The following is a 20,579-nucleotide window of genomic DNA, read 5'->3' on the forward strand; positions in this document are numbered from 1 at the left end:
CTATACCAGCAGTACTTGAAGCATGGTTCCCGGGTATGGAGGATGGCAATGCCGTCGCTAACCTGCTTTACGGTAAGGTAAATCCTTCCGGTAAGCTGCCTATGACGTTTGGTGCTCTACTGAGCATGAGGCCGCATTTGCAACAGAGGAGCAGTTCCCTGGAACTCGTCAAGATACTGGCAAGCCAGGTGGTCCGGGCGCATATGGTGACGGTTCTGATCAGTTAATTGCTCAATACACAGAGGGGCTTGAAATGGGTTACCGCTGGTATGAGGCCAACAATGTGGAACCAGTCTTCCAATTCGGATACGGCTTGTCATACACGACCTTTGAGTTTGAGGATGACAATCTAAAGGTGAAGAAAGTCCGCAGAGAAGCCGATGGATCAGGGGAATGGAAGAATAAAGGCAAAAACGGATCGCCTTCTGGTATTGACGTATCCTTTACCGTCACAAATACCGGTGATGTTGCAGGAAAAGAAGCCGCACAGGTTTACCTGACACTGCCGAACAAGGCAGGACAGCCGAGCAAGCGACTTGTTAACTTCGAGAAAGTTGACGTTAAGCCAGGTGAGAGTCAGCGCGTAACTATAAGGATTAATCAAGCTGACTCTAACCATCCTTTTTCTTATTTCATTCCGGAAGATCCAGACAACTTGGAGAACTGGGCTGATGGCGAATGGGCAACCCTTGATGGAAAATACAGCGTACATGTCGGTGGTTCATCGGCAGATACTCCGCTGGATAAGACTTTCCCATTGAATTTCAAACTCAACAAGGACAAAGGCAAAGGGAAACCTAATCGGTAGAACTGACCATAAGGATGACATCGGCGACCTACAGGAATTGTCAGGCATCCTATAAATATGAGCCCGCGAGCTCGGCAAGTCTTGCCGGGATTCGCGGGCTTAACGCTTTTATCGATGCCTTTATAGGTGGCGATAGGAATGATAAAGTTAAAGAAGGATGAGAGAAATTTAATGAAAGAATTCGTAAGGAACAAGGCTTATTTATTGTGGTTAACATTTTTGCTTTCCAGCCCCATCATGCTGGGTGGATAAGACACGGATTAGGTCTCCAAGAATGCGAAAGCGGGAAACAAGTAATCTTAAGTTAACCTCTATAATTAACCCAGCCCTCATAAAAAATTGGGCTGGGATCCATCTAATTAATTTCATTTATCTTTAAACCATATTTAGTATATTCACATACTACTTATTCCATATTTGCTTCAACATACTGATTTGTTCCTAATCGACAAATTGTTTGGCATTGAAAGTATCTATGTAAGCCTCATAAGAAGCGTAAAATCTTCAAGGAGAAATTGCCCTCCTCATGTACAAGCAGTAAGCGGATTTTTTCTAAATTAGGCGTTTTATATTAAAGTATAGGGTAAACGATGTACATCATTGAAGCAGTTCATTTCTTTAAGCAAGGAGAGATACCATGAAAGACATAATCCAAAGAGGATTAAAACAAATCCAAGAAGAAGATATTCAAGAAATTCATGCTGTCACTGGCGGGGATATTAATGAGGCGTACTATGTTCGAGCAAAACACCAAGAATACTTTGTTAAGTTAAATAAAGAAATGGATGTTTCCTTCTTTGAATTTGAAGCAGAGGGACTTTCTGTCATTCGGCGTACAGGAACGATAGATGTTCCTGTTGTTTATGGTGTATGGGAGGATAAAGAAACCCAAACACCAATGCTGTGCATGGAATGGATTGAAGGGAAGAAAGAAAATAATACGGACGAGATCTTAGGAGAGCGTCTAGCAGCAATGCATTTAGGTGAGATCACCGGATATGGCTGGGAAGGTAAAAGTTATATTGGGAAACTAATGCATGACAATCATATTCACAAAAGCTGGCTTACTTATTATCGTGATGCTCGCCTGTTGGAGCAAATAAAAATAGGACAATCACAAGGAAGCATATCTGGAAAGCGAAACAAGCAACTAATGAAATTACTAGAAAAGCTTGATAAGTGGATTCCGGATAAACCTAAATCCAGTATATTGCATGGAGATCTCTGGGGTGGAAACTGGATGACTGGGAAGGGTGGAATCCCCTATTTAATCGACCCATCTATTTTATATGGACACCATGAGTTTGAAATGGCCTTTACACAGTTATTTGGGGGATTTTCACAACGGTTTTATGATGCATACCACTCTGTATTTCCATTATCAACGGAATATGAAACACGTAAAGAGCTTTATCAACTATATTATCTGCTTGCTCACCTAAATATGTTCGGTGAGTCGTATGGAGGGTCAGTAGACCGGATTGTTAGGAAGTATGTTAAGTAAAAAATCAAAGTGTTAAAATAGAGTAATAAAAGAAGGAAAGAAGGGAGGTGGCTCCAGTGAGAACCAAAAGTTAAATTATAATATGGTCACTTTTAGTAGATAATCTTGTTCTAAGGTTCTTTGTCTTATTAGGGTGCTGGTTCACTTACGGAAATTATAAAAAAAGAGACACCGAGACCGATAATCCTGAAAAGTAATGAAAAAGGTCTTTTTTTTTCGGGTTTAGGAGAAAGATTCTGTTTCGTTTTAGTAAAGGGATTTACTATTGGAATAAAAATTCTCAAAATTCACCATAATATAAGTTGAATATTAAAGCGGTTACATATATGATTAACTTAATTTACAATAGCGGGGTGTTCAGAATGGAATTGGGTAAGAACGAAACCATAACGGTTGAAACAACAGTGCAAAAGCCAGTAGAAAATGTGTGGGAATACTGGACGAATCCAAAGCATATAACACAATGGTCCAATGCTTCTGATGACTGGCATGCACCAAAGGCAGAGAACGATTTAAGAGTGGGAGGCAGCTTCCTTACACGAATGGAAGCGAAAGACGGTAGCTTCGGTTTTGATTTTGCCGGTGTTTATGATGAGGTTAGGCAGAATGAGTTAATTTCTTACACGCTGGGGGACGGAAGAAAGGTCGAAATTACGTTTGCTGGTCAGGAAAATAGCACAATGGTAGTAGAAACATTCCAAGCTGAAAACACCAATTCCATTGAGATGCAGAAAGCAGGATGGCAAGCGATACTTGATAATTTTAAAAAGTATAGTGAAACTACGTAAGAAAGTCAGAAGCTGGAAGCAGAGGGAAACAGCGCTTTTTTGAACCATGTCTCTACGTTAAAAATAAGCTTTGGAGGTATTTTGATGCAAAAAATAGTTCCACATTTATGGTATGACAAAGAAGCGAAAGAAGCGGCAATGTTTTACATCGGTTTATTTGAACAGTCCAAATTACGAAATGTGACAGTTATTGAAGACACACCATCTGGTGATTCAGAAATAGTAAGCTTTGAACTGGCCGGTCAGGAATTTCAGGCAATAAGTGCAGGTCCGCATTTCCAATTCAACCCAACGATTTCATTAATGGTAGCTTGCATGACCAAAGAAGAAGTGAATACCAAATGGGAGGCATTAGCAGACGGTGGCTTTGAATTAATGCCACTTGGGGAGTATCCATTTAGCAAACGGTATGGCTGGGTGCAGGATCGCTATGGCTTGTCCTGGCAGCTGATGCTGGTAGATAAGGGACAATCTTCGCAAAAAATTACACCAAACATGCTTTTCTCTGGTGATGTATGCGGAAAGGCTGAAGAAGCAGTAACCTTCTACACGAACATATTTAAGGAAGCTAGAATAGGAGTAATCAGCAAGTATGAACCTGGAGAATCGCAATCATCGGAAGCAACAGTTAAGTATGCTGATTTTAATCTTTTTGGAATGAACTTTTCAGCAATGGATAATGGAATGAATGCTGACTTTAATTTTAATGAAGCATTTTCCTTCGTTGTTAATTGTAAAGACCAGGAAGAGATTGATTATTACTGGGACAAGCTTTCCGCCGTACCTGAATCGGAACAGTGCGGTTGGGTAAAAGATAAGTTTGGCGTTTCCTGGCAGATCGTTCCAGATAACATGGAGGAAGTTCTGTTTAAAGGACCAAAGGAGGAAGCACGCCGGGCTTCTGAAGCACTACTGAAAATGAAAAAAATTGATATCAACGCATTGGAAAAAGCGCGTTTGGTAAACTGAAACAATATAGAAAACTTGGTCTTAATCCTTGTCAAATATGGAGTAAGGCCATTTTTATTTGTTCAATTGTTTTAATAGATTTAATTCATCTACCATAAAAGCCAACTAAGTAGAAATTTGTAGAAAAATGTCAAAAGTCATTGATTTTTCACACTTTACGTTATATTATTATATTTAAATTTTTAGATAAAAGGGGGTTTCAGCGGTGATTACTTTTATAGCATCTATTTTGTTGTTAATTGTTGGTTATATCGTTTACGGGAAGGTGGTTGAACGAATTTTTGGCATTAATGACCAGAATCCAACGCCTGCCTATACAAGCAATGATGGCCTTGATTATATGCCAATGAGTTGGTGGAAGGCAAGTTTAATTCAGCTTTTAAATATCGCTGGAACTGGTCCGATTTTTGGTGCAATAATGGGGGCGCTTTATGGTCCTGTAGCATTTATCTGGATTGTTATTGGTTGTATTTTTGCTGGAGGAGTACATGATTATTTTTCAGGAATGATCTCACTCAGGCATAATGGAGCACAATTTCCGACAATTGTCGGTAAGTATTTGGGCGAAAAGTTGAAATTGATTACTACGATTGTTTCGATATTTTTAATGGTTTTGGTAGCGGCAGCATTTACTGCAGCACCTGCCCAGTTATTAACGCAAATAACACCATTGAACTTTGCGACATGGCTTCTTATTATATTTGCTTATTTAGTACTTGCAGCAGTACTGCCAATTAATAAAGTAATTGGAAGGGTTTATCCGATTTTTGGAGCAATTTTAATTTTTATGGCTTTATCGATTGGGGTAGGCTTGTTCTTTTTTGATTACTCGATTCCAAATTTAACATTAAGCAATTTGCATCCTGGAGAGATGCCAATTTGGCCATTATTAATGGTAACCATATCATGTGGTGCAATCTCTGGCTTTCATAGTACACAGAGTCCAATACTTGCCCGAACATTGAAAAAAGAGAGTGAAGGCAGAAAGGTATTTTACGGAGCAATGATTGGTGAAGGGGTTATTGCCATGATTTGGGCAGCGGCAGGGATGACCTTCTTTGGCAGTACTGGCGCATTGCAGACAGCATTGAATGCAGGTGGGCCTGCTGGAGTTGTTAATGAAATTAGTCTAACAACACTGGGGGCGTTTGGCGGCGTTCTTGCGATATTAGGGATTGTCGTCCTTCCAATTACAACTGGTGATACGGCATTACGTTCATCAAGAATGATGCTTGCGGAATTATTGACTCAAATAACAAAGAAAGACTTTAATGGAAAAGGAAAGCTGGCATTGCTTATTATACCTATAGCCGGACCAGCATTATATCTCTCCACAATTGATTATAGCTTTCTCTGGCGCTATGTGGGTGGATCTAATCAGATTGTTGCAGCGGTAATGTTATGGACTGCGGCCATGTATCTTGTGAAAAATAATAAGTTTCATTGGATCTGCAGTATTCCAGCATTATTCATGACAGCGGTAGTAAGTACGTATTGGTTTTACGCACCAGAAGGATTTAATCTGGACTATGGTATTTCTTTGCTTCTAGGAATGATTATTTGGCTGGCTGTACTTGCTTGGTTTGTCAGACAGCTTATTAAACATAAAACAGCCGGCAACCATGAAGATGCGGATGTGAAAGCAGGGTAGGGATAGCAGGGACAAGGATTTTTTTCAGTTCCTTGTCCCAAATAACTTTCTGTTTTGGGGCGATGAGCCTGACCCTGCGTTCCCTAAAGTCATTATGATACATATTATTGATAACCCTGTCACTTTATATTGAAGTGGCAGGGTTATTTTATTTACAATACTGTTCCGTAAGTAAGTTGAATATAACCATCCAAGCAGTGGTAGGCGTTGTTTGGCTCGAAAACGTATAAAGAAACGGTGCAAAAATGAATACGCTTGACTAAAACGGAGAAAGTATTAGAGGGTCAATTTCAAGACCTAAATTGACAAAATGAAATTAAAGCGACGATACATTTTTAATATTTTAAATACCTTAATTAAATATAAATTAATTAAATGCATTAGGATATAAAAATGGCAGAGAGGGATGACATATATGGAAAGGTTCGAAGGGAAAGCAGTACTTATCACTGGGGCAGGATCTGGTCTAGGTCGTGCTGTAGCATTACAAGTAGCAAAAGAAGGGGCAAAATTATCTTTAGTTGATTTAAATGAAAAGGGATTAGAAGAAACAAAAACGGAAGTACTTGAGGTAGCACCTAGTGCAGAGGTTCTTCTAGTAACGGCGAACGTTGCTAATGAGGATGAAGTAAAAAATTATGTAGATAAAACAGTAGAAGCATTTGGTACGATTGATGGATTCTTTAATAATGCTGGAATTGAAGGAAAACAAAACATGACAGAAGATTTCGGTTCAGATGAATTCCAAAAAGTTGTTGATATTAACCTGAATGGTGTATTCTATGGCTTAAAATATGTTCTGAAAGTGATGAAAGAAAATGGCAGCGGGCACGTAGTAAATACTGCTTCAGTAGGTGGTATTCGTGGTGTTGGCAACCAATCAGGCTATGCTGCTAGTAAGCATGGTGTAGTTGGATTAACACATAACTCTGCAATTGAGTACGGCCAATTCGGGATTACAATTAATGCGATTGCACCGGGAGCAATTATGACACCAATGGTGGAAGGATCATTAAAACAAATCGGTGGCGAAGATGGCTGGGAAGAAGTAGGAAAAGCATTTGTTGAACCAAACCCAATGAAACGTTTTGGTAAACCAGAAGAAGTGGGCTACTTAACTGCCTTCCTTTTATCGGATCAAACAGGATTTGTTAATGCGGCTGTTGTGCCAATTGATGGTGGACAGTCTTATAAATATTAAATTTCAATTAGACATTATGGGATAAATTAATTAGACAGTTTTAGATATGGAAAAGCAGGGAATCAGAAAAAGATTTCCTGCTTCTTTAGAATTCCGCACAAATACGAACTGAAAGCTTCAGGTTGGACTTACAACCATTCAATGCATGACTGTTAAGCTGACTAGAATGAAGCAAAACCCCTATAAATAAACTTACTCTGCAATTTAACGACCATCTCTCTTCTCTCGCACAGCTAGGATAGGTATTGTTGCACCATGTTCTTTCTGAATGGTTTTTCTTGCCTCTGCATGTGTTCTGGCATTTATCGTTTTAAGGAGTTTTTTTTCCATCTATTTCAGCTTTCACAAGAAAGCACTTTTGCCGCATCTCAATTGAATCTCTCCTTCTAAATTACAAATTGTACATATTTAAGAGTAAATAAGAAAAAATTCCGTTAACCCTATTATACGCTCCTCGTACGGGGTGCTATGAAATATAATTCTGCTCATTTTAAACAGTACAGAATAAACACACTACATGAATAACTCTCTACAAACAAATAAAACTGTTGAAAAAACAAACACAAATAACTCTATTTCTCCTCTTGACAATAATATAAACACAGTATAAAATGACTTTGATGCGAAAAACAACAGTTTAAGTGCCTTCTAAACTATTTCAAGTAGTGAATAGAAATAAGTGTTGTGAATTTTATCTTGGTATCATAGAAAAGTGTTGCGATTTAGCACATATGGCGACTATGTACGTTGCTAATGGCGAACAGAGAACAAAAGCAGGCAGTCTGATTCTCTATTTTAAATTTATTTTGTAAGCACTGCCAATTGGGTTTGAGATGAATGAGTTTGGTCATTTATTGAGAGTGTATATAGTAGGAGCGCACATAGATGCTGCCATCTATAAAGAACAACTTACAACATCTTTATATAAAGCAAACAGAACTGCTAAAAATTACATTGGGGGGCTAATATATGCCATTATTAATTGTTGCAATAGGGGTACTGTTACTACTTATTTTCATCATGAAATTTAAATTAAACACATTTGTTTCATTGATTATTGTTTCGTTTATTGTAGCCTTAGCGCTAGGAATGCCTATGGGAGAAGTTGTTGGGTCGATTGAAAGCGGTTTAGGTGGAACACTTGGTCATATTGCCTTAATCTTTGGTATGGGTGCCATGCTTGGTAGATTAATTGCAGATGCAGGTGGAGCGAATCGCATTGCGATAACGCTAATTGACAAATTTGGCGAAAAAAGAATTCAATGGGCTGTATTATTTGCCTCATTTATAGTTGGTATCGCATTATTCCTTGAAGTAGCAATTGTATTGCTTGTTCCAATTATATTCTCGATCGCCAAGGAATTAAAGGTTTCTATTGTAAAATTGGGACTGCCGATGGTTACTGCTGCATTGGCAACGCATGCATTTTTACCTCCGCATCCAGGGCCAACCGTAGTAGCTGCGGAATATGGTGCAAATATTGGCTTGGTCTTAATTTACGGAATTATAGTCGCTATCCCTACAGTTATTTTTGCGGGTATCTTGTATCCGAAGCTTGCGAAAAAGATTGTGCCGACTGCATTTACGAGAGAAGGCAGTGCATCGTTTGGAGTCCAAAAGACATTTAAATTAGAAGAAACGCCTGGTTTTGGTATTAGTTTATTTACAGCACTATTTCCTGTTATTCTAATGGCTTTAGGTGCTATCGTTGATATGGTTCAGCCAGTTTTCGGCTTTTCCGATAACATGTTAGTGAGCTTGATTCGTTTCATTGGTAATTCTTCAACTGCTATGTTGCTTTCTTTATTACTGGCAGTTTATACAATGGGATTGAGAAGAAATATTCCAATTAAGACATTAATGGATTCTTGTTCTTCCGCAATCAATGCTTTAGGTATGCTGCTATTAATCATCGGTGGTGGCGGTGCTTTAAAACAAGTGCTTATTGATGGTGGTGTAGGTGATTATGTTGCTGATATTTTTGCAGGTTCTGCAATGTCTCCGGTCTTCTTTGCCTGGATGGTCGCAGCAATATTACGTATTTGCTTAGGATCTGGAACGGTTGCAACATTAACAACAGCAGGATTGGTTATACCTTCACTTGCTGGAATTCCCGATGTTAACCTAGAACTAGTTGCTCTTGCGACAGGAGCAGGTAGTGCCATTGCATCACATGTTAACGATGCCGGCTTCTGGATGGTTAAAGAATCTCTGGGTATGACATTAAAAGAAGCATTTGGAACATATACCGTACTCTCCACAATCGTTGCTGTATCTGGTCTAGTATGTACTTTATTATTAGATATCATTATTTAAAAAAACAAAGCAATCATTTTATAGATTCTGTTCTATAAAATGATTGCTTTTTATATGCATTTCCTCCAGATTTCGTTTGAAAGCTGATATTCTAATTGGTATTGAAATCGCTTTATCAATTACTTTTACTTTAAGGGAATATGGCTTATAATTAATAGTGTTGCAAATTGCATACTATCAGCTTATCAAAGTAAGTAAAATGAAACAGAATAGGAAACAATGTATTCACTTCCTTTATAGATTGCTAGATTAGACTTTTTCATGGAAAATCTACAATAGATTTAGGTTAAGAATCATTGTAATTAAAATAAAAGAAATACATAGCTTGATTTTAGTGACAGAAGGTGAATTAAAATGATAAAAGCGTTGGTAATCGTCCCTTATGAGGGACTGCTTGAAATGATGAAAGAGATCAGTCAAGAAATAGAAGATATTGAATTACACATTGAATTAGGTAACTTATATGAAGGTGTCCAAATTGCAAAGAATGCTGAAAATGAAGGCTACCATGTTGTTATCAGCCGTGGCGGTACTGCTTCAATGATACAAGAGGCGGTATCTATCCCGGTAATCGATATTCAAGTTTCTGGCTACGATGTATTACGTATTTTAACACTTGTAAAAGGATTTTCTGGCAAAGCTGCTATTGTTGGATTTTCGAATATTACACAAGGTGCAGCTACAATATGTAAACTACTGGATTTGGATGTTAAAACCTTAACGATTACAAGGGATAATGAAGTAAAGGAAAAATTAACGGCCTTAAAAAAGCAAGGTTATGAGGTAGTAATTGGAGACGTCATAACGATGCAGACTGCTAAACAATTAGGGATGACAGGAGTGCTGATTACATCTGGTAAAGAAGCGATTATGGATGCGTTAGAAGAGACAAGAAGGTCCTATCAGTTATTTTCAAGTTTACAGCAGGATATTGCATTAATGCAATCGATTCTTGATAGTAATGAACAGGCTATCGGGGTTTTCGATCAAGCAGCAGAAATAACTTATGGTAATGCGCGATTCCATAACGAATTTCATTGGTTGCAATTAGACAATGCTACCGATATAAAAAAGCTTATACAGGAATCACTCTTAACAAACGAAAAGCAAGTAAAAACGCTTTACATTAATAATAAATTATGGAAAATAACAACATGCCCGATTAATGGTGCAATGGCATTATTTTTTGAAAAAGCGCATTCGAATCAAATGACTGTGCAAAATGAGCACGAGAATCAAAATGCAATTGAATTGCATACAACCCCTTCTCGGACTCCATTTTCGGGAAAAAGCAAGGCAATCCAGAAAGTGCTGGATCAGATTAATCAATACGGAAAGCATGGAGAGCCTGTCTGGATTTCGGGGGAGCAAGGGAATGGAAAAGAATTAATTGCCCATTCCATTTATCTAAAAAGGAAAGCTGCGGATACCCCGTTGATTACATTGCATTGCGATGTGATAAGTGCAGAGCAATTGAAGGAGTTCATTAAGGAGGGCTTTTTTCAAAAGTACGCCAATGGAGTAATTTTCTTAAAGCATATCGACAACCTGAATTTTTATATGCAGAAGGAGTTATTAAGTGTGCTTCAGGATGAACATGAACAGAAGCCACAATGGCTTGTATCTTCAACCGATAATATGGATAAAAAGATTAAAAATGGAGATTTCCATCGCGAGTTATTCCAATTATTAGCCCATTCACAGATTCAAATACCACCGCTTCGTGAACGGAGAGAAGATATTGAGGATTTAGTACATGTATTTATTTCCGATTTGCATCCGAAGTATGGAAATGAAGTCGTCGGGATTCGGGATGATGCACTGAAGCAGCTCGTTCTTTATGATTGGCCTGGAAATGTGGCACAGCTGAAGGATGTAATGGAGCAATTATTTTTGGAGGCCCAATCCTATTATATTGAGAAAGCAGAAGTGGACATTGTATTTAAGAGATTGGAACATCAAGCAAGGTGGAATGATGCGTTATCGTATATTGACATTAGTGGTACATTAGAAGAAATCGAAAAAGAAGTGATTGCAAAAGTCCTTGAAGATGAAGGAATGAATCAATCCAGAGCGGCTAAACGCTTAGGAATTAATCGGTCGACCTTATGGCGCAAGCTTAAATAATAGCTTGCGTTTTTCTGTGCAAAAACGCTCCTTTTGATGCAAAATACAACAATTGACAGGAGTTTAAAAATAAATTAATTAAAACATTGCTAAATGCAACGATTTGGTTTATGATTGTTATTGAAAGCGTTATTAGAATAGTTAAGAGAAATAAATATAATGTGATATACGATAGACAATAGGAGTAGAAATAAAGTGAAAAAGCAAAAGATATATGCTGATCTTGTTAAGAAGGGAGGTAAATAGAGTTGAAACTGGCAGTGATAGCAGATGATTTAACAGGTGCAAATGATACAGGCGTTCAGTTTGCGAAAAAAGGGCTAAGCACAACGGTGCTTTTTTCGGATACACACATACAGCCAGTGCATCTAAGTGAAGATGTCATCGTTTTAAATTCAGATAGTCGTGCACTCGATTTTCAAAAAGCTTATGATATTGTTTTTAATCTATCAACAGAATTAAACAAATTAGGTGTAACAAAAGTGTTTAAGAAAATTGATTCAACGATGAGAGGGAATGTCGGTCAAGAAATTGATGCAGTAATGGACGTATTTCAATTTAAGACGTCATTTGTCGTACCAGCTTTCCCAAAAAGCAAGCGAACAACCGTGGATGGTAAGCACTATGTGCATGGGGTACTATTAGCAGAATCGGAAATTGCAAACGACCCCTCCTGTCCTGTAAAAGAAAGCTACCTTCCAAAATTATTGCAGGAGCAAAGCAAGCGGGACATTGAATTGATCTCCATTTCGGATGTTCAGAAAGGGAAACACCACTTATTGGAAAAAATGACAGCGATAACTGCGGATGCTCCCTCTAAAATTATTGTTATAGATGCTTCAACAGATGAAGAATTAAAGGCAATTGTGGAAGCCGCGGAAATGCTTGAAGAGAACTTCCTTTGGGTTGGTTCGGCAGGAGTTGCATCACACCTTTCAAGCACAGGAAACTATGACGAAGCAGTACTTAACAAGCAAATAGATGAACGGCCGCCGGTATTGGTGGTAGCAGGTAGTGTGAACACGATTACCCATCAACAGATTCGTGATTTACGAAAAGGGAATACTGTAGAAGAAATTGTTATTTCCCCTGAAGCGTTCTTTTATGAAGAGGAGCGAAAGAGCGAGATTGATCGTGTTGTTCGAGCGGGTCAAGCATTACTGGGAAAAGGTGATCTAGTAATAACGACCGATCGTGGACAAGAGGCGATGAATCGAGTGAAGGAATTGAAACGAGAACTAGGTTTATCAAACTTTGAGGTAGGGCATACGATTGCCGAATCTATGGGAGTCATTGCCGGTCAGTTAATTGAATCGAGCGACATTTGTGGTGCTGTTTTAACAGGTGGAGATATTGCCGGTGCAGCTTGTAAAGCATTAAAGGGTGAAGGAATTCGAGTCATTGGTGAAGTAGAAGCAGGTATTCCATATGGTAAGCTATTTGGTGGATTGTATGACGGCATTCCGGTTGTAACAAAGGCCGGTGCATTTGGTACCGAACAGGCACTTTCAAAAGCACTTCAAACCGTTACGGAAGTGCATGGACATGCAATAAGCAGTAATGGGTAATTATGATACGTATAGATGTAGTCAAACGATCAGGCTAAGCTTATGATTGCCATTCACAATGAACTTGGCGAAAAAGAAAAGGATAATAGGAGGAAATAATGATGGCCACTAAAAAACCAAATATTGCAATTACAATGGGCGATCCTTCAGGAGTAGGACCTGAGATTATCGTCAAATCCTTAAATGATAAAAATATCTATGAAACATGTCGTCCATTTGTAGTTGGCGATGCAAAAATATTGAAAAGAGCACTTGATGTAACCAATGTAGAGCTTCAAATAAATAGCATTACACAACCAGAGGAAGCAATGTACGAATATGGCACCATCGATATTATTGATTTAGATTTAGTTTCTGCCGATTTACCATGGGGACAAGTCTCACCAGAGGCTGGAAACGCTGCATTCCGTTATTTGGAAAAGGCAATTGCTTATGCAAATGAAGGGAAAATCCAAGGGATCTGTACAGCGCCTTTAAATAAAGAAGCGCTTCATAAAGCAGGTCACATCTACCCTGGACATACAGAAATTTTAGCAGAACTAACGAACACGAAAGATTTTGCAATGATGCTATCTGCTCCAGGGTTACGCGTAATTCATGCAACAACACATGTTGGTCTAATGGATGCTATCAAAAACAATAATGTTGATCGTCAATATACAGTGATTAAGCTTGCGCATGAAACGTTGCAAAAAGCAGGAATTGAATCTCCGCGCATCGCTGTTTGTGGAATTAACCCGCATGCCGGAGAAAATGGACTTTTCGGAAATGGCGAAGAGGAGGAAAAAATTATTCCAGCTGTTGAAAAAGCACAAGCAGAAGGGATTAATGTACAAGGGCCACTTCCAGCAGATACACTATTCTTTAGAGCAAAACGTGGCGACTTTGACATCGTTGTTGCGCAATATCATGATCAAGGACATGGTCCAATTAAAGTTCTAGGTCTAGAGGCTGGTGTAAATATTACAGTTGGACTTCCAACAATCCGTACAAGTGTAGACCATGGAACAGCTTTTGATATCGCTGGTAAAAATATTGCGGACGAGCTATCCCTAAAAGAAGCGCTTCGTATGGCGGTTGAACTAGCCCCCGAAAATTAATAATAACTAATCAAGCAGGAGGTTGACATCGACCTCTTGCTTTCCTTGCATAAAGATTTTGTTGAAGAATAGATGCTACCCACTACATGGGATATTTCTTAAAAACTGGATAAAAGTAATATGGAAGGAGTGACGTCAATGTCTTTACCGAAGTTCGCAAAAATAAGACAAAAATTTCAAGTAGAAAGCCTGAACGATATTGCTGGAACCATTTCTGAACAATTCAACCATGTAAAAGCAGACGAAAAAATAGTGTCTGGCATGGAAATTGCGATTACCGTAGGAAGCCGGGGGATTGCTAACATTCCACAGATCGTCAAAAGTGTAGCAGATGAAATAAAAAAAAGAGGTGCAAAACCATTTATCATCCCTGCGATGGGAAGTCATGGTGGAGCAACTGCCGAAGGGCAAATTGAAGTATTGGACGGTCTTGGTGTAACAGAGGAATCTACCGGATGCGAAATTCGTTCGTCCATGGAAGTTGTAGAGGTTGGCAAAACGTCAGCAGGCATTCCCGTTTATGTTGATAAGCATGCATATCATGCCGATGGTATTATCGTGATGGGTCGTGTGAAGCCACATACTGATTTTAAAAAGGATATTGAAAGTGGCGTTTTAAAAATGGCATCGATTGGCATGGGGAAACATAAGCAAGCATTAGCTCTTCACACATATGGTATTAGAGGGATTCGTGACATGATGCCTGAAGTTGGTAAAGTAGCCATTGGTAATTCAAATACATTATTTGGGATAGCAATTGTAGAAAACGCCCATGAAGAAACTGCAATCATTGAAGCTATCCATCCAGATGAAATTGAAAATCGCGAAAGAGAATTATTGAAACGTGCATTTGCTTTGATGCCAAGTCTTCCAGTTGACGAAATGGATATATTAGTCGTTGATGAAATCGGCAAAAATTATAGTGGAACCGGTATGGATACGAATATCATTGGCCGAATCCGTGTATTAGGTGTGGAAGAGCCAGAAAAACCTAGTGTAAAATATGTTATCGCTTCGAATTTAAGTGAGGCAAGCCATGGTAATGCATTAGGAATTGGTCTATCTGATTTAACAACGAGGCGTCTATTTGACAAAATTGATTTAAAAACAATGAATGAAAATGTTGTAACAAGTACATTTTTAGATAGAGCTAAAATTCCAATTGTCCTTGATAGCGATCGTGAAGCGTTGGAGGCTGCTCTCCGCGCTACTTGGGGTGTGCCAGCACAGGACGCAAGAATTGTACGAATTCCAAACACCCTTCATATTGGCGAACTGTTTGTATCAGAAGTAATTTTCAATGAACTGAAGGATAAGGAAAATATTGAGGTATTAGAAGGCTTACATGAAATGAAATTTGATGCGGATGATTATTTTCCTCCGATGTAACAGGTATGGAAGTTTGTAACGGTCAGCTGACTTAAAAAAGTATGCAGAAATAATGATTTAATCTGTTTAAAGAGGGACATTTAGTGGAATCCCTCTTTTTTTATGGTTTTAGTTAAATAAAACTTCTTATACTGAACTGCAGCTCCAACATAACATAATATTAACTTAAATAGAGACAAGCCTAGGATATACCTTAGCTTGTCTCTATTTATCTTTATCGTTAATTTCGTCTTTTTTTATCAATCTTTTCAGCTATTGAGTAGGCTATAATTTGAACCACTACTAATGCCATAATTATTTCGAAAGCATATTTAAGTTCAGTAGTTAAATGAATAACTAGAAGAGTTAAAAACATGATTATAAATATATATTTTACCCTCTTTACCATAATATGGTCCCCTTTATAATAGAGTGGATCCGATATACTCATAGCAAATAAGCGCTTCGAATTAGGCTGTTCAGATAAAGCAACATTTAACGCAGCCCCTTTTACAGCTTTTGGATTACATCAATCTATCACTTCGAAAACCTTCTTTTTAATTGTTAAGTAATTTTTAATCTCAAAGTTTAAATAAAATAGGTTTGCTCTAACTTCAAATTCCTCTCTTGTTTTAGGTAGTTCTGTTTCGCGAATAGACGCTTCATAGTTCTCCAGCCTTTCAAGAGCAATATGTATCTTATCTCCTGAATGAACATTTTGACTCACATACTCAAAAAAGTCAGCAAGCATTCCTCTTTGTTTAACATGCAAATCAGATGAAGAGATAATATGAACGATGGTTACCATTTTTTTGAGGATTTCCAGCTGATCCCCGCGCATTTGCAGATAGTGATAATCTTTATTCTCAGCCCTGAAAAGATGATTTTCTACATCCTGAATGACAATGCTCTTGGATTTATGGATGATATCTTCTGCTTCAATGATTTCTTTTCCATCCCATTCTCTTTCATTGTCTCTTAAGTAGGCAGCTAGCTCATAAAGAATAATGCCAAACCTTTCTCCAATTTCGAACATATTCTTGTTAATACTCTTTTTAAAACTTGGCATGATGCTGTTAACAAGGATAGCAATTCCCATTCCAATCAAAATAATATAAAGTTCATTCAAAAATGTCTCCAGGCTCGCCTCTTGCACCGTATAAATATGCAGCAAGACTACCATGCTTGTGATAAAGCCATTCTGTATCCGAGCCCTCAAAAGAATTGGAACGAATAGGAGGATAAATACAGCAAAGGCAATTGGGTTATACCCTAATAATTCAAAAAATACCATTCCAAGAATGATGGATAAAAGGGATGCGAAGAACTTTTCTTTAATTGTATTTAATGTTCTTTTCTTTGTTGTTTCGATACACATAATGACGATAATCGCTGCAAACGTTGCAAATTCCAAATCGATTAAACTAGCTATCCATATTGCTAACCCTGCGCCAATAGCAGTTTTTATTGTTCGATAGCCCATTCCGACCATATAAAACACCATCCTGTAATTGTTCAGTGATTACTCCATTATAACCCATAATGGGTAGCGGGATGAATCTTAGGTTCAGCGCCGTATATAGCGGGTTGGCATGCTTGTACCTTTAAAAAGTATGTCCAATTTTATGACAATTCGCATGCGCGATAATTGCATTCAACATTAAGTCATGTTATTATTTAGATGTTAAATATTTAGACGTCTAAATATATACGAAAGAGGTAATTGGAATGAGATTACAAGATAAAGTGGCAATTGTTACAGGCAGTGCTTCTGGTATTGGCAGAGGGATTGCTCTGGCAATGGCAAAAGAAGGCGCGCACGTTGCAATTGTTGATGTAAATGAAGAAAAGGGAAAAGCAGCCTTTGCGGAAATAAATCAATTTACGCAAGGCTTACTTTTTATAAGAGATATCTCGATGAAAGAAAACATCGAGGAGATCGTTACCGAAGTTGTGGAGAAATTCGGCAGGTTGGATATCCTAGTGAATAATGCACATGTATCCAAACAGGCTCCTTTTATGGAAACAACACTGGAGCATTTTGATTTATCATTTGCAACAGGTTTTTATCCTACATTCCATTTCATGCAGGCGTCCTATCCGGAGTTAAAGAAGACTCGTGGCAAGGTCATTAACTTTGCGTCTGGTGCTGGACTTGATGGGCAAGTAACACAAACATCCTATGCTGCGGCAAAAGAGGCAATACGCGCAATTTCCCGAGTTGCGGCAAATGAATGGGGACCAGATGGAATTAATGTGAATCTGATATCACCAATTGCCCTCACGCCTGGTGTTGAACAATGGCGCGACAATGCACCTGAATTATATGATGCGATGATTAATAAACTGCCCCTTCGTCGACTGGGTGACCCAGAGCAGGATATTGGCAGAACTGCAGTCTTCCTGGCAAGCAGTGATTCCGATTATATTACGGGGCAAACAATCATGGTTGATGGCGGGTCAATTAAATTACGTTAAGGAGGAAAATATAATGGGACGATTAGATAACAAGGTTGCGATTATTACTGGCGGAGCATCAGGTATTGGTGAAGGGATGGCAGAACTCTTCAGTAAAGAGGGAGCTACTGTTATTGCGGCTGACATTAATGAGGAAGCACTGCAAAAGGTAAGTGAAAAAGAAAATATATATGGCATGAAATTAAATGTTGCCTCTGATGAAGATTGGAAAGCTTTTGCTAAGGAAGTGAACGATCGTTTTGGTAAAATTGATATTCTCGTAAATAACGCTGGTATATCATCTGAAAAGTCATACGAAGAGATTGACCTGGACGATTGGCAAAAAATGCTGTCTATTAATGGCTTTGGGCCATTTGCTGGTATTAAACATGTTGCACCATATATGGCAGAACAACATAAAGGGTCCATTGTTAATATTTCATCCTATACGGCGCAGATCGGACAAGGCTTTAATCATTATTCTGCATCAAAAGGAGCGGTACGTGCGCTATCAAAAGCGGCTGCAACAACCTTTGGCCGCCAGGGAGTGCGTGTGAATACACTTTTCCCTGGTATTATTGAAACACCAATGACTGCTGCGCTCAGCACATCAAAGGAACTGGTTGGCCGCTTAGTTCAGGCAACCCCGCTTCAGCGATTAGGAAAACCTGAGGATATAGCAAATGCGGCGCTATTCTTAGCATCTGATGAATCTTCTTATATTACTGGCTCCGAATTAGTGATTGACGGTGGATTTTCTGCACAGTAGTATAGACATATACAGGAAGTGCCCTCTATTTTCTTAGGGGGCACTTCGCTTATAGAAAGCAGGTTATACAAATATGAAAGAACGAACAATTTTTGAACTGATTCATTCCATGGACCAGGTGACGAACAATTTAATCATACAGTGGAATAAACTATTTAAAGAAAACCTTGGAATCTCGCACATTCTTGTTCTTGGCCATTTGAAGCGAAACGGTAAAAGCAGGCCATCCGATATTGCGAAGACCCTAGGCTTAACTCCGCCATCTTTGACACACTTATCCGAAAAGCTTGTCCAACGGAAATTGGCTGTTCGGCTTGTGGATGAAAATGATCGTCGGATTATTTATTTAGCAATTACCGACGAAGGAATTGAGATGGTAAATAAAGCACATGATGAAGGAAAAGCACTCCGTGGAAGTCTATTTGATAAGCTGACTGACGAGGAAGTACTGCAATTGCTTGCTATATATGAGAAGCTAAATCGGTTTGTATAAATTCGTCTATACTAAAATGAGCGGAAACAGCATAGGGATAAAAACTAATAATAAAAGAAATAGAAGAAGAATCTCCTATTTCTCAAATGGAATATTCAATAACTGCGGTACTGTAACAAATTCGTATCCTTGCTCTTGCAATGATGGAATTATTTGATGAAGGGATTCGATTGTATTCGTGCGATCTCCCTCCCATTCTGCCCCATCATGCATAAGAATGACAGCCCCCGGATGGATGTTGTCCAATACATTCGAAGCAATAACCTCTGGCGGGTCTTCTTGCCAATCCAAAGAGTCCACTGACCAGCCAATTACAGAATAGTTCATCCTCGCAAGCTGTTCGACTAATTCATCGTATAAGAAACCATATGGAGGTCTGAATAAGTGTGTACGGTAACCGATCATGTCATAGAGTTCATCTTCCGTTCTGATTGCTTCCTGCTCTAGCGCTCTAATGTCTGCTTCATCTACAAGGTTAGGATGGAAGTATGTATGATTTCCAATCACATGTCCCTCATTTTGAATTCGTGTGACAATTTCAGGATAAGCAGCAGTCCTCGAACCGAGCAAGAAAAATGTCGCCGGAACACCGTATTGGTTTAATACGTCCAGTATTTCATTTGTAAAGCGCGGGTCCGGCCCATCATCAAATGTTAAAGCAACTTGATTCTGATCTGAAGCGCCTTGCAAGAAAAACACATCTGGATACCGCTGTTGTAAGATTCTCAAATCAACAGGCTGCTGACGTTCACGCTCGGGATTTTCAGACCCTCCTCTAAGATCAGGAATAGCATCTTCTGGATTTTCCTGTTGCTCTTGCTGTGAAGCATCTTCTAGAGGTACCTTATTTGCATTTGCAGTAATATCATTTATTGGATAAAAGCAAAATAAAAACCCGACAGTCAATAGCCATTTAACAATCTGTCCTTTCATTTATTCATCTCCTCTTCCAGCAATGGGATCTATGTTATTAATAACTTAGTGTTATTTTAGGTGAAAGAATATGATTTATACGGAAACTTTATGATTGACTATTATTGGATAGTATTTTAATCTATATATGAGCATATGTTCATGTATATAGATTAAAATATATGATAAAGGGGTAAAAATGATGAGTGAAGAGCAGAAACTGGCACAGAGTTTTAGTAAAAGTGAGCAGCATTTAGATGAAGAAACGCTGTTTGTCGTATCTCAAACATTTAAAGCTTTAAGTGACCCAACCAGAATCCGTATTTTGAACTTATTATGTACAGGAGAGCATTCTGTTAATGATATTGCAGAGACACTGAATTTAAGTCAATCAAGTGTCTCCCACCAATTACGATTCCTAAAAAACTTAAGATTAGTCAAATATAGAAGAGCGGGAACAACTTTATATTATTCAGAAGATGACGATCATGTTATGAATTTACTGAAGCAAGCAATTGAGCATGCTGCACATCATTAATTGGGGAGGT

Annotated in this window: 18 protein-coding genes; 15 read left to right on the plus strand and 3 right to left on the minus strand. The window is 38.5% G+C overall.

Annotated features, from left to right (window positions below):
- Positions 1-253 precede the first annotated feature (253 nt).
- The 6 genes from NSQ77_RS10820 to NSQ77_RS10845 all read left to right on the plus strand — a co-directional run bounded on the left by NSQ77_RS10820 (position 254) and on the right by NSQ77_RS10845 (position 6,921).
- A complete protein-coding gene (locus NSQ77_RS10820) occupies positions 254-808 on the plus strand; it encodes a fibronectin type III-like domain-contianing protein (protein ID WP_339230893.1) in 555 nt (184 codons plus the stop codon).
- Between the two features lie 637 nt (positions 809-1,445).
- Positions 1,446-2,312, plus strand: a complete 867-nt coding sequence (locus NSQ77_RS10825; RefSeq protein ID WP_339230894.1) for a fructosamine kinase family protein — start codon at positions 1,446-1,448, stop codon at positions 2,310-2,312.
- A gap of 362 nt (positions 2,313-2,674) precedes the next feature.
- Positions 2,675-3,100, plus strand: a complete 426-nt coding sequence (locus NSQ77_RS10830; protein WP_339230895.1) for an SRPBCC family protein — start codon at positions 2,675-2,677, stop codon at positions 3,098-3,100.
- A gap of 84 nt (positions 3,101-3,184) precedes the next feature.
- A complete protein-coding gene (locus tag NSQ77_RS10835; RefSeq protein ID WP_339230896.1) occupies positions 3,185-4,069 on the plus strand; it encodes a VOC family protein in 885 nt (294 codons plus the stop codon).
- 205 nt (positions 4,070-4,274) lie between these two features.
- Positions 4,275-5,720: a carbon starvation CstA family protein gene (locus NSQ77_RS10840; RefSeq protein WP_339230897.1), complete on the plus strand. Its 1,446-nt coding sequence runs from the start codon at positions 4,275-4,277 to the stop codon at positions 5,718-5,720.
- A gap of 415 nt (positions 5,721-6,135) precedes the next feature.
- On the plus strand, positions 6,136-6,921 hold the full coding sequence (locus tag NSQ77_RS10845; RefSeq protein WP_339230898.1) for an SDR family oxidoreductase: 786 nt from the start codon (positions 6,136-6,138) through the stop codon (positions 6,919-6,921).
- A 204-nt stretch (positions 6,922-7,125) separates the two neighbouring features.
- On the opposite strand, the gene NSQ77_RS10850 is transcribed toward NSQ77_RS10845, so the two are convergent.
- On the minus strand, positions 7,126-7,251 hold the full coding sequence (locus tag NSQ77_RS10850) for a hypothetical protein (protein ID WP_339230899.1): 126 nt from the start codon (positions 7,249-7,251) through the stop codon (positions 7,126-7,128).
- Positions 7,252-7,890: 639 nt separating this feature from the next.
- Between NSQ77_RS10850 and NSQ77_RS10855 the strand changes: the two genes are divergently transcribed.
- The 5 genes from NSQ77_RS10855 to NSQ77_RS10875 all read left to right on the plus strand — a co-directional run bounded on the left by NSQ77_RS10855 (position 7,891) and on the right by NSQ77_RS10875 (position 15,421).
- Positions 7,891-9,237, plus strand: coding sequence for a gluconate:H+ symporter (locus NSQ77_RS10855; protein WP_339230900.1), 1,347 nt, complete (start codon positions 7,891-7,893; stop codon positions 9,235-9,237).
- A gap of 354 nt (positions 9,238-9,591) precedes the next feature.
- Complete coding sequence (locus tag NSQ77_RS10860; RefSeq protein WP_339230901.1) at positions 9,592-11,364, plus strand: PrpR N-terminal domain-containing protein; 1,773 nt, start codon at positions 9,592-9,594, stop codon at positions 11,362-11,364.
- A gap of 248 nt (positions 11,365-11,612) precedes the next feature.
- Complete coding sequence (locus tag NSQ77_RS10865) at positions 11,613-12,932, plus strand: four-carbon acid sugar kinase family protein (protein WP_339230902.1); 1,320 nt, start codon at positions 11,613-11,615, stop codon at positions 12,930-12,932.
- A gap of 101 nt (positions 12,933-13,033) precedes the next feature.
- Complete coding sequence (gene pdxA, locus NSQ77_RS10870; RefSeq protein ID WP_339230903.1) at positions 13,034-14,032, plus strand: 4-hydroxythreonine-4-phosphate dehydrogenase PdxA; 999 nt, start codon at positions 13,034-13,036, stop codon at positions 14,030-14,032.
- A gap of 138 nt (positions 14,033-14,170) precedes the next feature.
- Positions 14,171-15,421, plus strand: coding sequence for a lactate racemase domain-containing protein (locus NSQ77_RS10875; RefSeq protein WP_339230904.1), 1,251 nt, complete (start codon positions 14,171-14,173; stop codon positions 15,419-15,421).
- A 508-nt stretch (positions 15,422-15,929) separates the two neighbouring features.
- Here the strand turns inward: NSQ77_RS10875 and NSQ77_RS10880 are convergent.
- Entirely contained in the window at positions 15,930-16,892 is a 963-nt protein-coding gene (locus NSQ77_RS10880) for an aromatic acid exporter family protein (RefSeq protein WP_339230905.1), read from the minus strand.
- 236 nt (positions 16,893-17,128) lie between these two features.
- Here NSQ77_RS10880 and NSQ77_RS10885 point away from each other — a divergent pair, with 236 nt between their 5' ends.
- The 3 genes from NSQ77_RS10885 to NSQ77_RS10895 all read left to right on the plus strand — a co-directional run bounded on the left by NSQ77_RS10885 (position 17,129) and on the right by NSQ77_RS10895 (position 19,119).
- On the plus strand, positions 17,129-17,878 hold the full coding sequence (locus NSQ77_RS10885; RefSeq protein ID WP_339230906.1) for an SDR family oxidoreductase: 750 nt from the start codon (positions 17,129-17,131) through the stop codon (positions 17,876-17,878).
- A 13-nt stretch (positions 17,879-17,891) separates the two neighbouring features.
- Positions 17,892-18,626: an SDR family oxidoreductase gene (locus NSQ77_RS10890; protein ID WP_339230907.1), complete on the plus strand. Its 735-nt coding sequence runs from the start codon at positions 17,892-17,894 to the stop codon at positions 18,624-18,626.
- A 73-nt stretch (positions 18,627-18,699) separates the two neighbouring features.
- Positions 18,700-19,119, plus strand: coding sequence for a MarR family transcriptional regulator (locus NSQ77_RS10895; RefSeq protein ID WP_339230908.1), 420 nt, complete (start codon positions 18,700-18,702; stop codon positions 19,117-19,119).
- Positions 19,120-19,194: 75 nt separating this feature from the next.
- Here the strand turns inward: NSQ77_RS10895 and NSQ77_RS10900 are convergent, their stop codons facing one another.
- Positions 19,195-20,052, minus strand: a complete 858-nt coding sequence (locus tag NSQ77_RS10900) for a polysaccharide deacetylase family protein (protein ID WP_339230909.1) — start codon at positions 20,050-20,052, stop codon at positions 19,195-19,197.
- A 181-nt stretch (positions 20,053-20,233) separates the two neighbouring features.
- On the opposite strand from NSQ77_RS10900, the gene NSQ77_RS10905 reads away from it, so the two are divergent.
- The gene (locus NSQ77_RS10905; RefSeq protein ID WP_339225993.1) at positions 20,234-20,569 is read left to right on the plus strand and encodes a metalloregulator ArsR/SmtB family transcription factor; all 336 of its coding nucleotides are present in this window, start codon (positions 20,234-20,236) and stop codon (positions 20,567-20,569) included.
- The last annotated feature ends 10 nt before the right edge of the window (positions 20,570-20,579 follow it).

The organism is Oceanobacillus sp. FSL K6-2867 (genome assembly GCF_037963145.1).
Classification (GTDB): Bacteria; Bacillota; Bacilli; order Bacillales; family Amphibacillaceae; genus Oceanobacillus.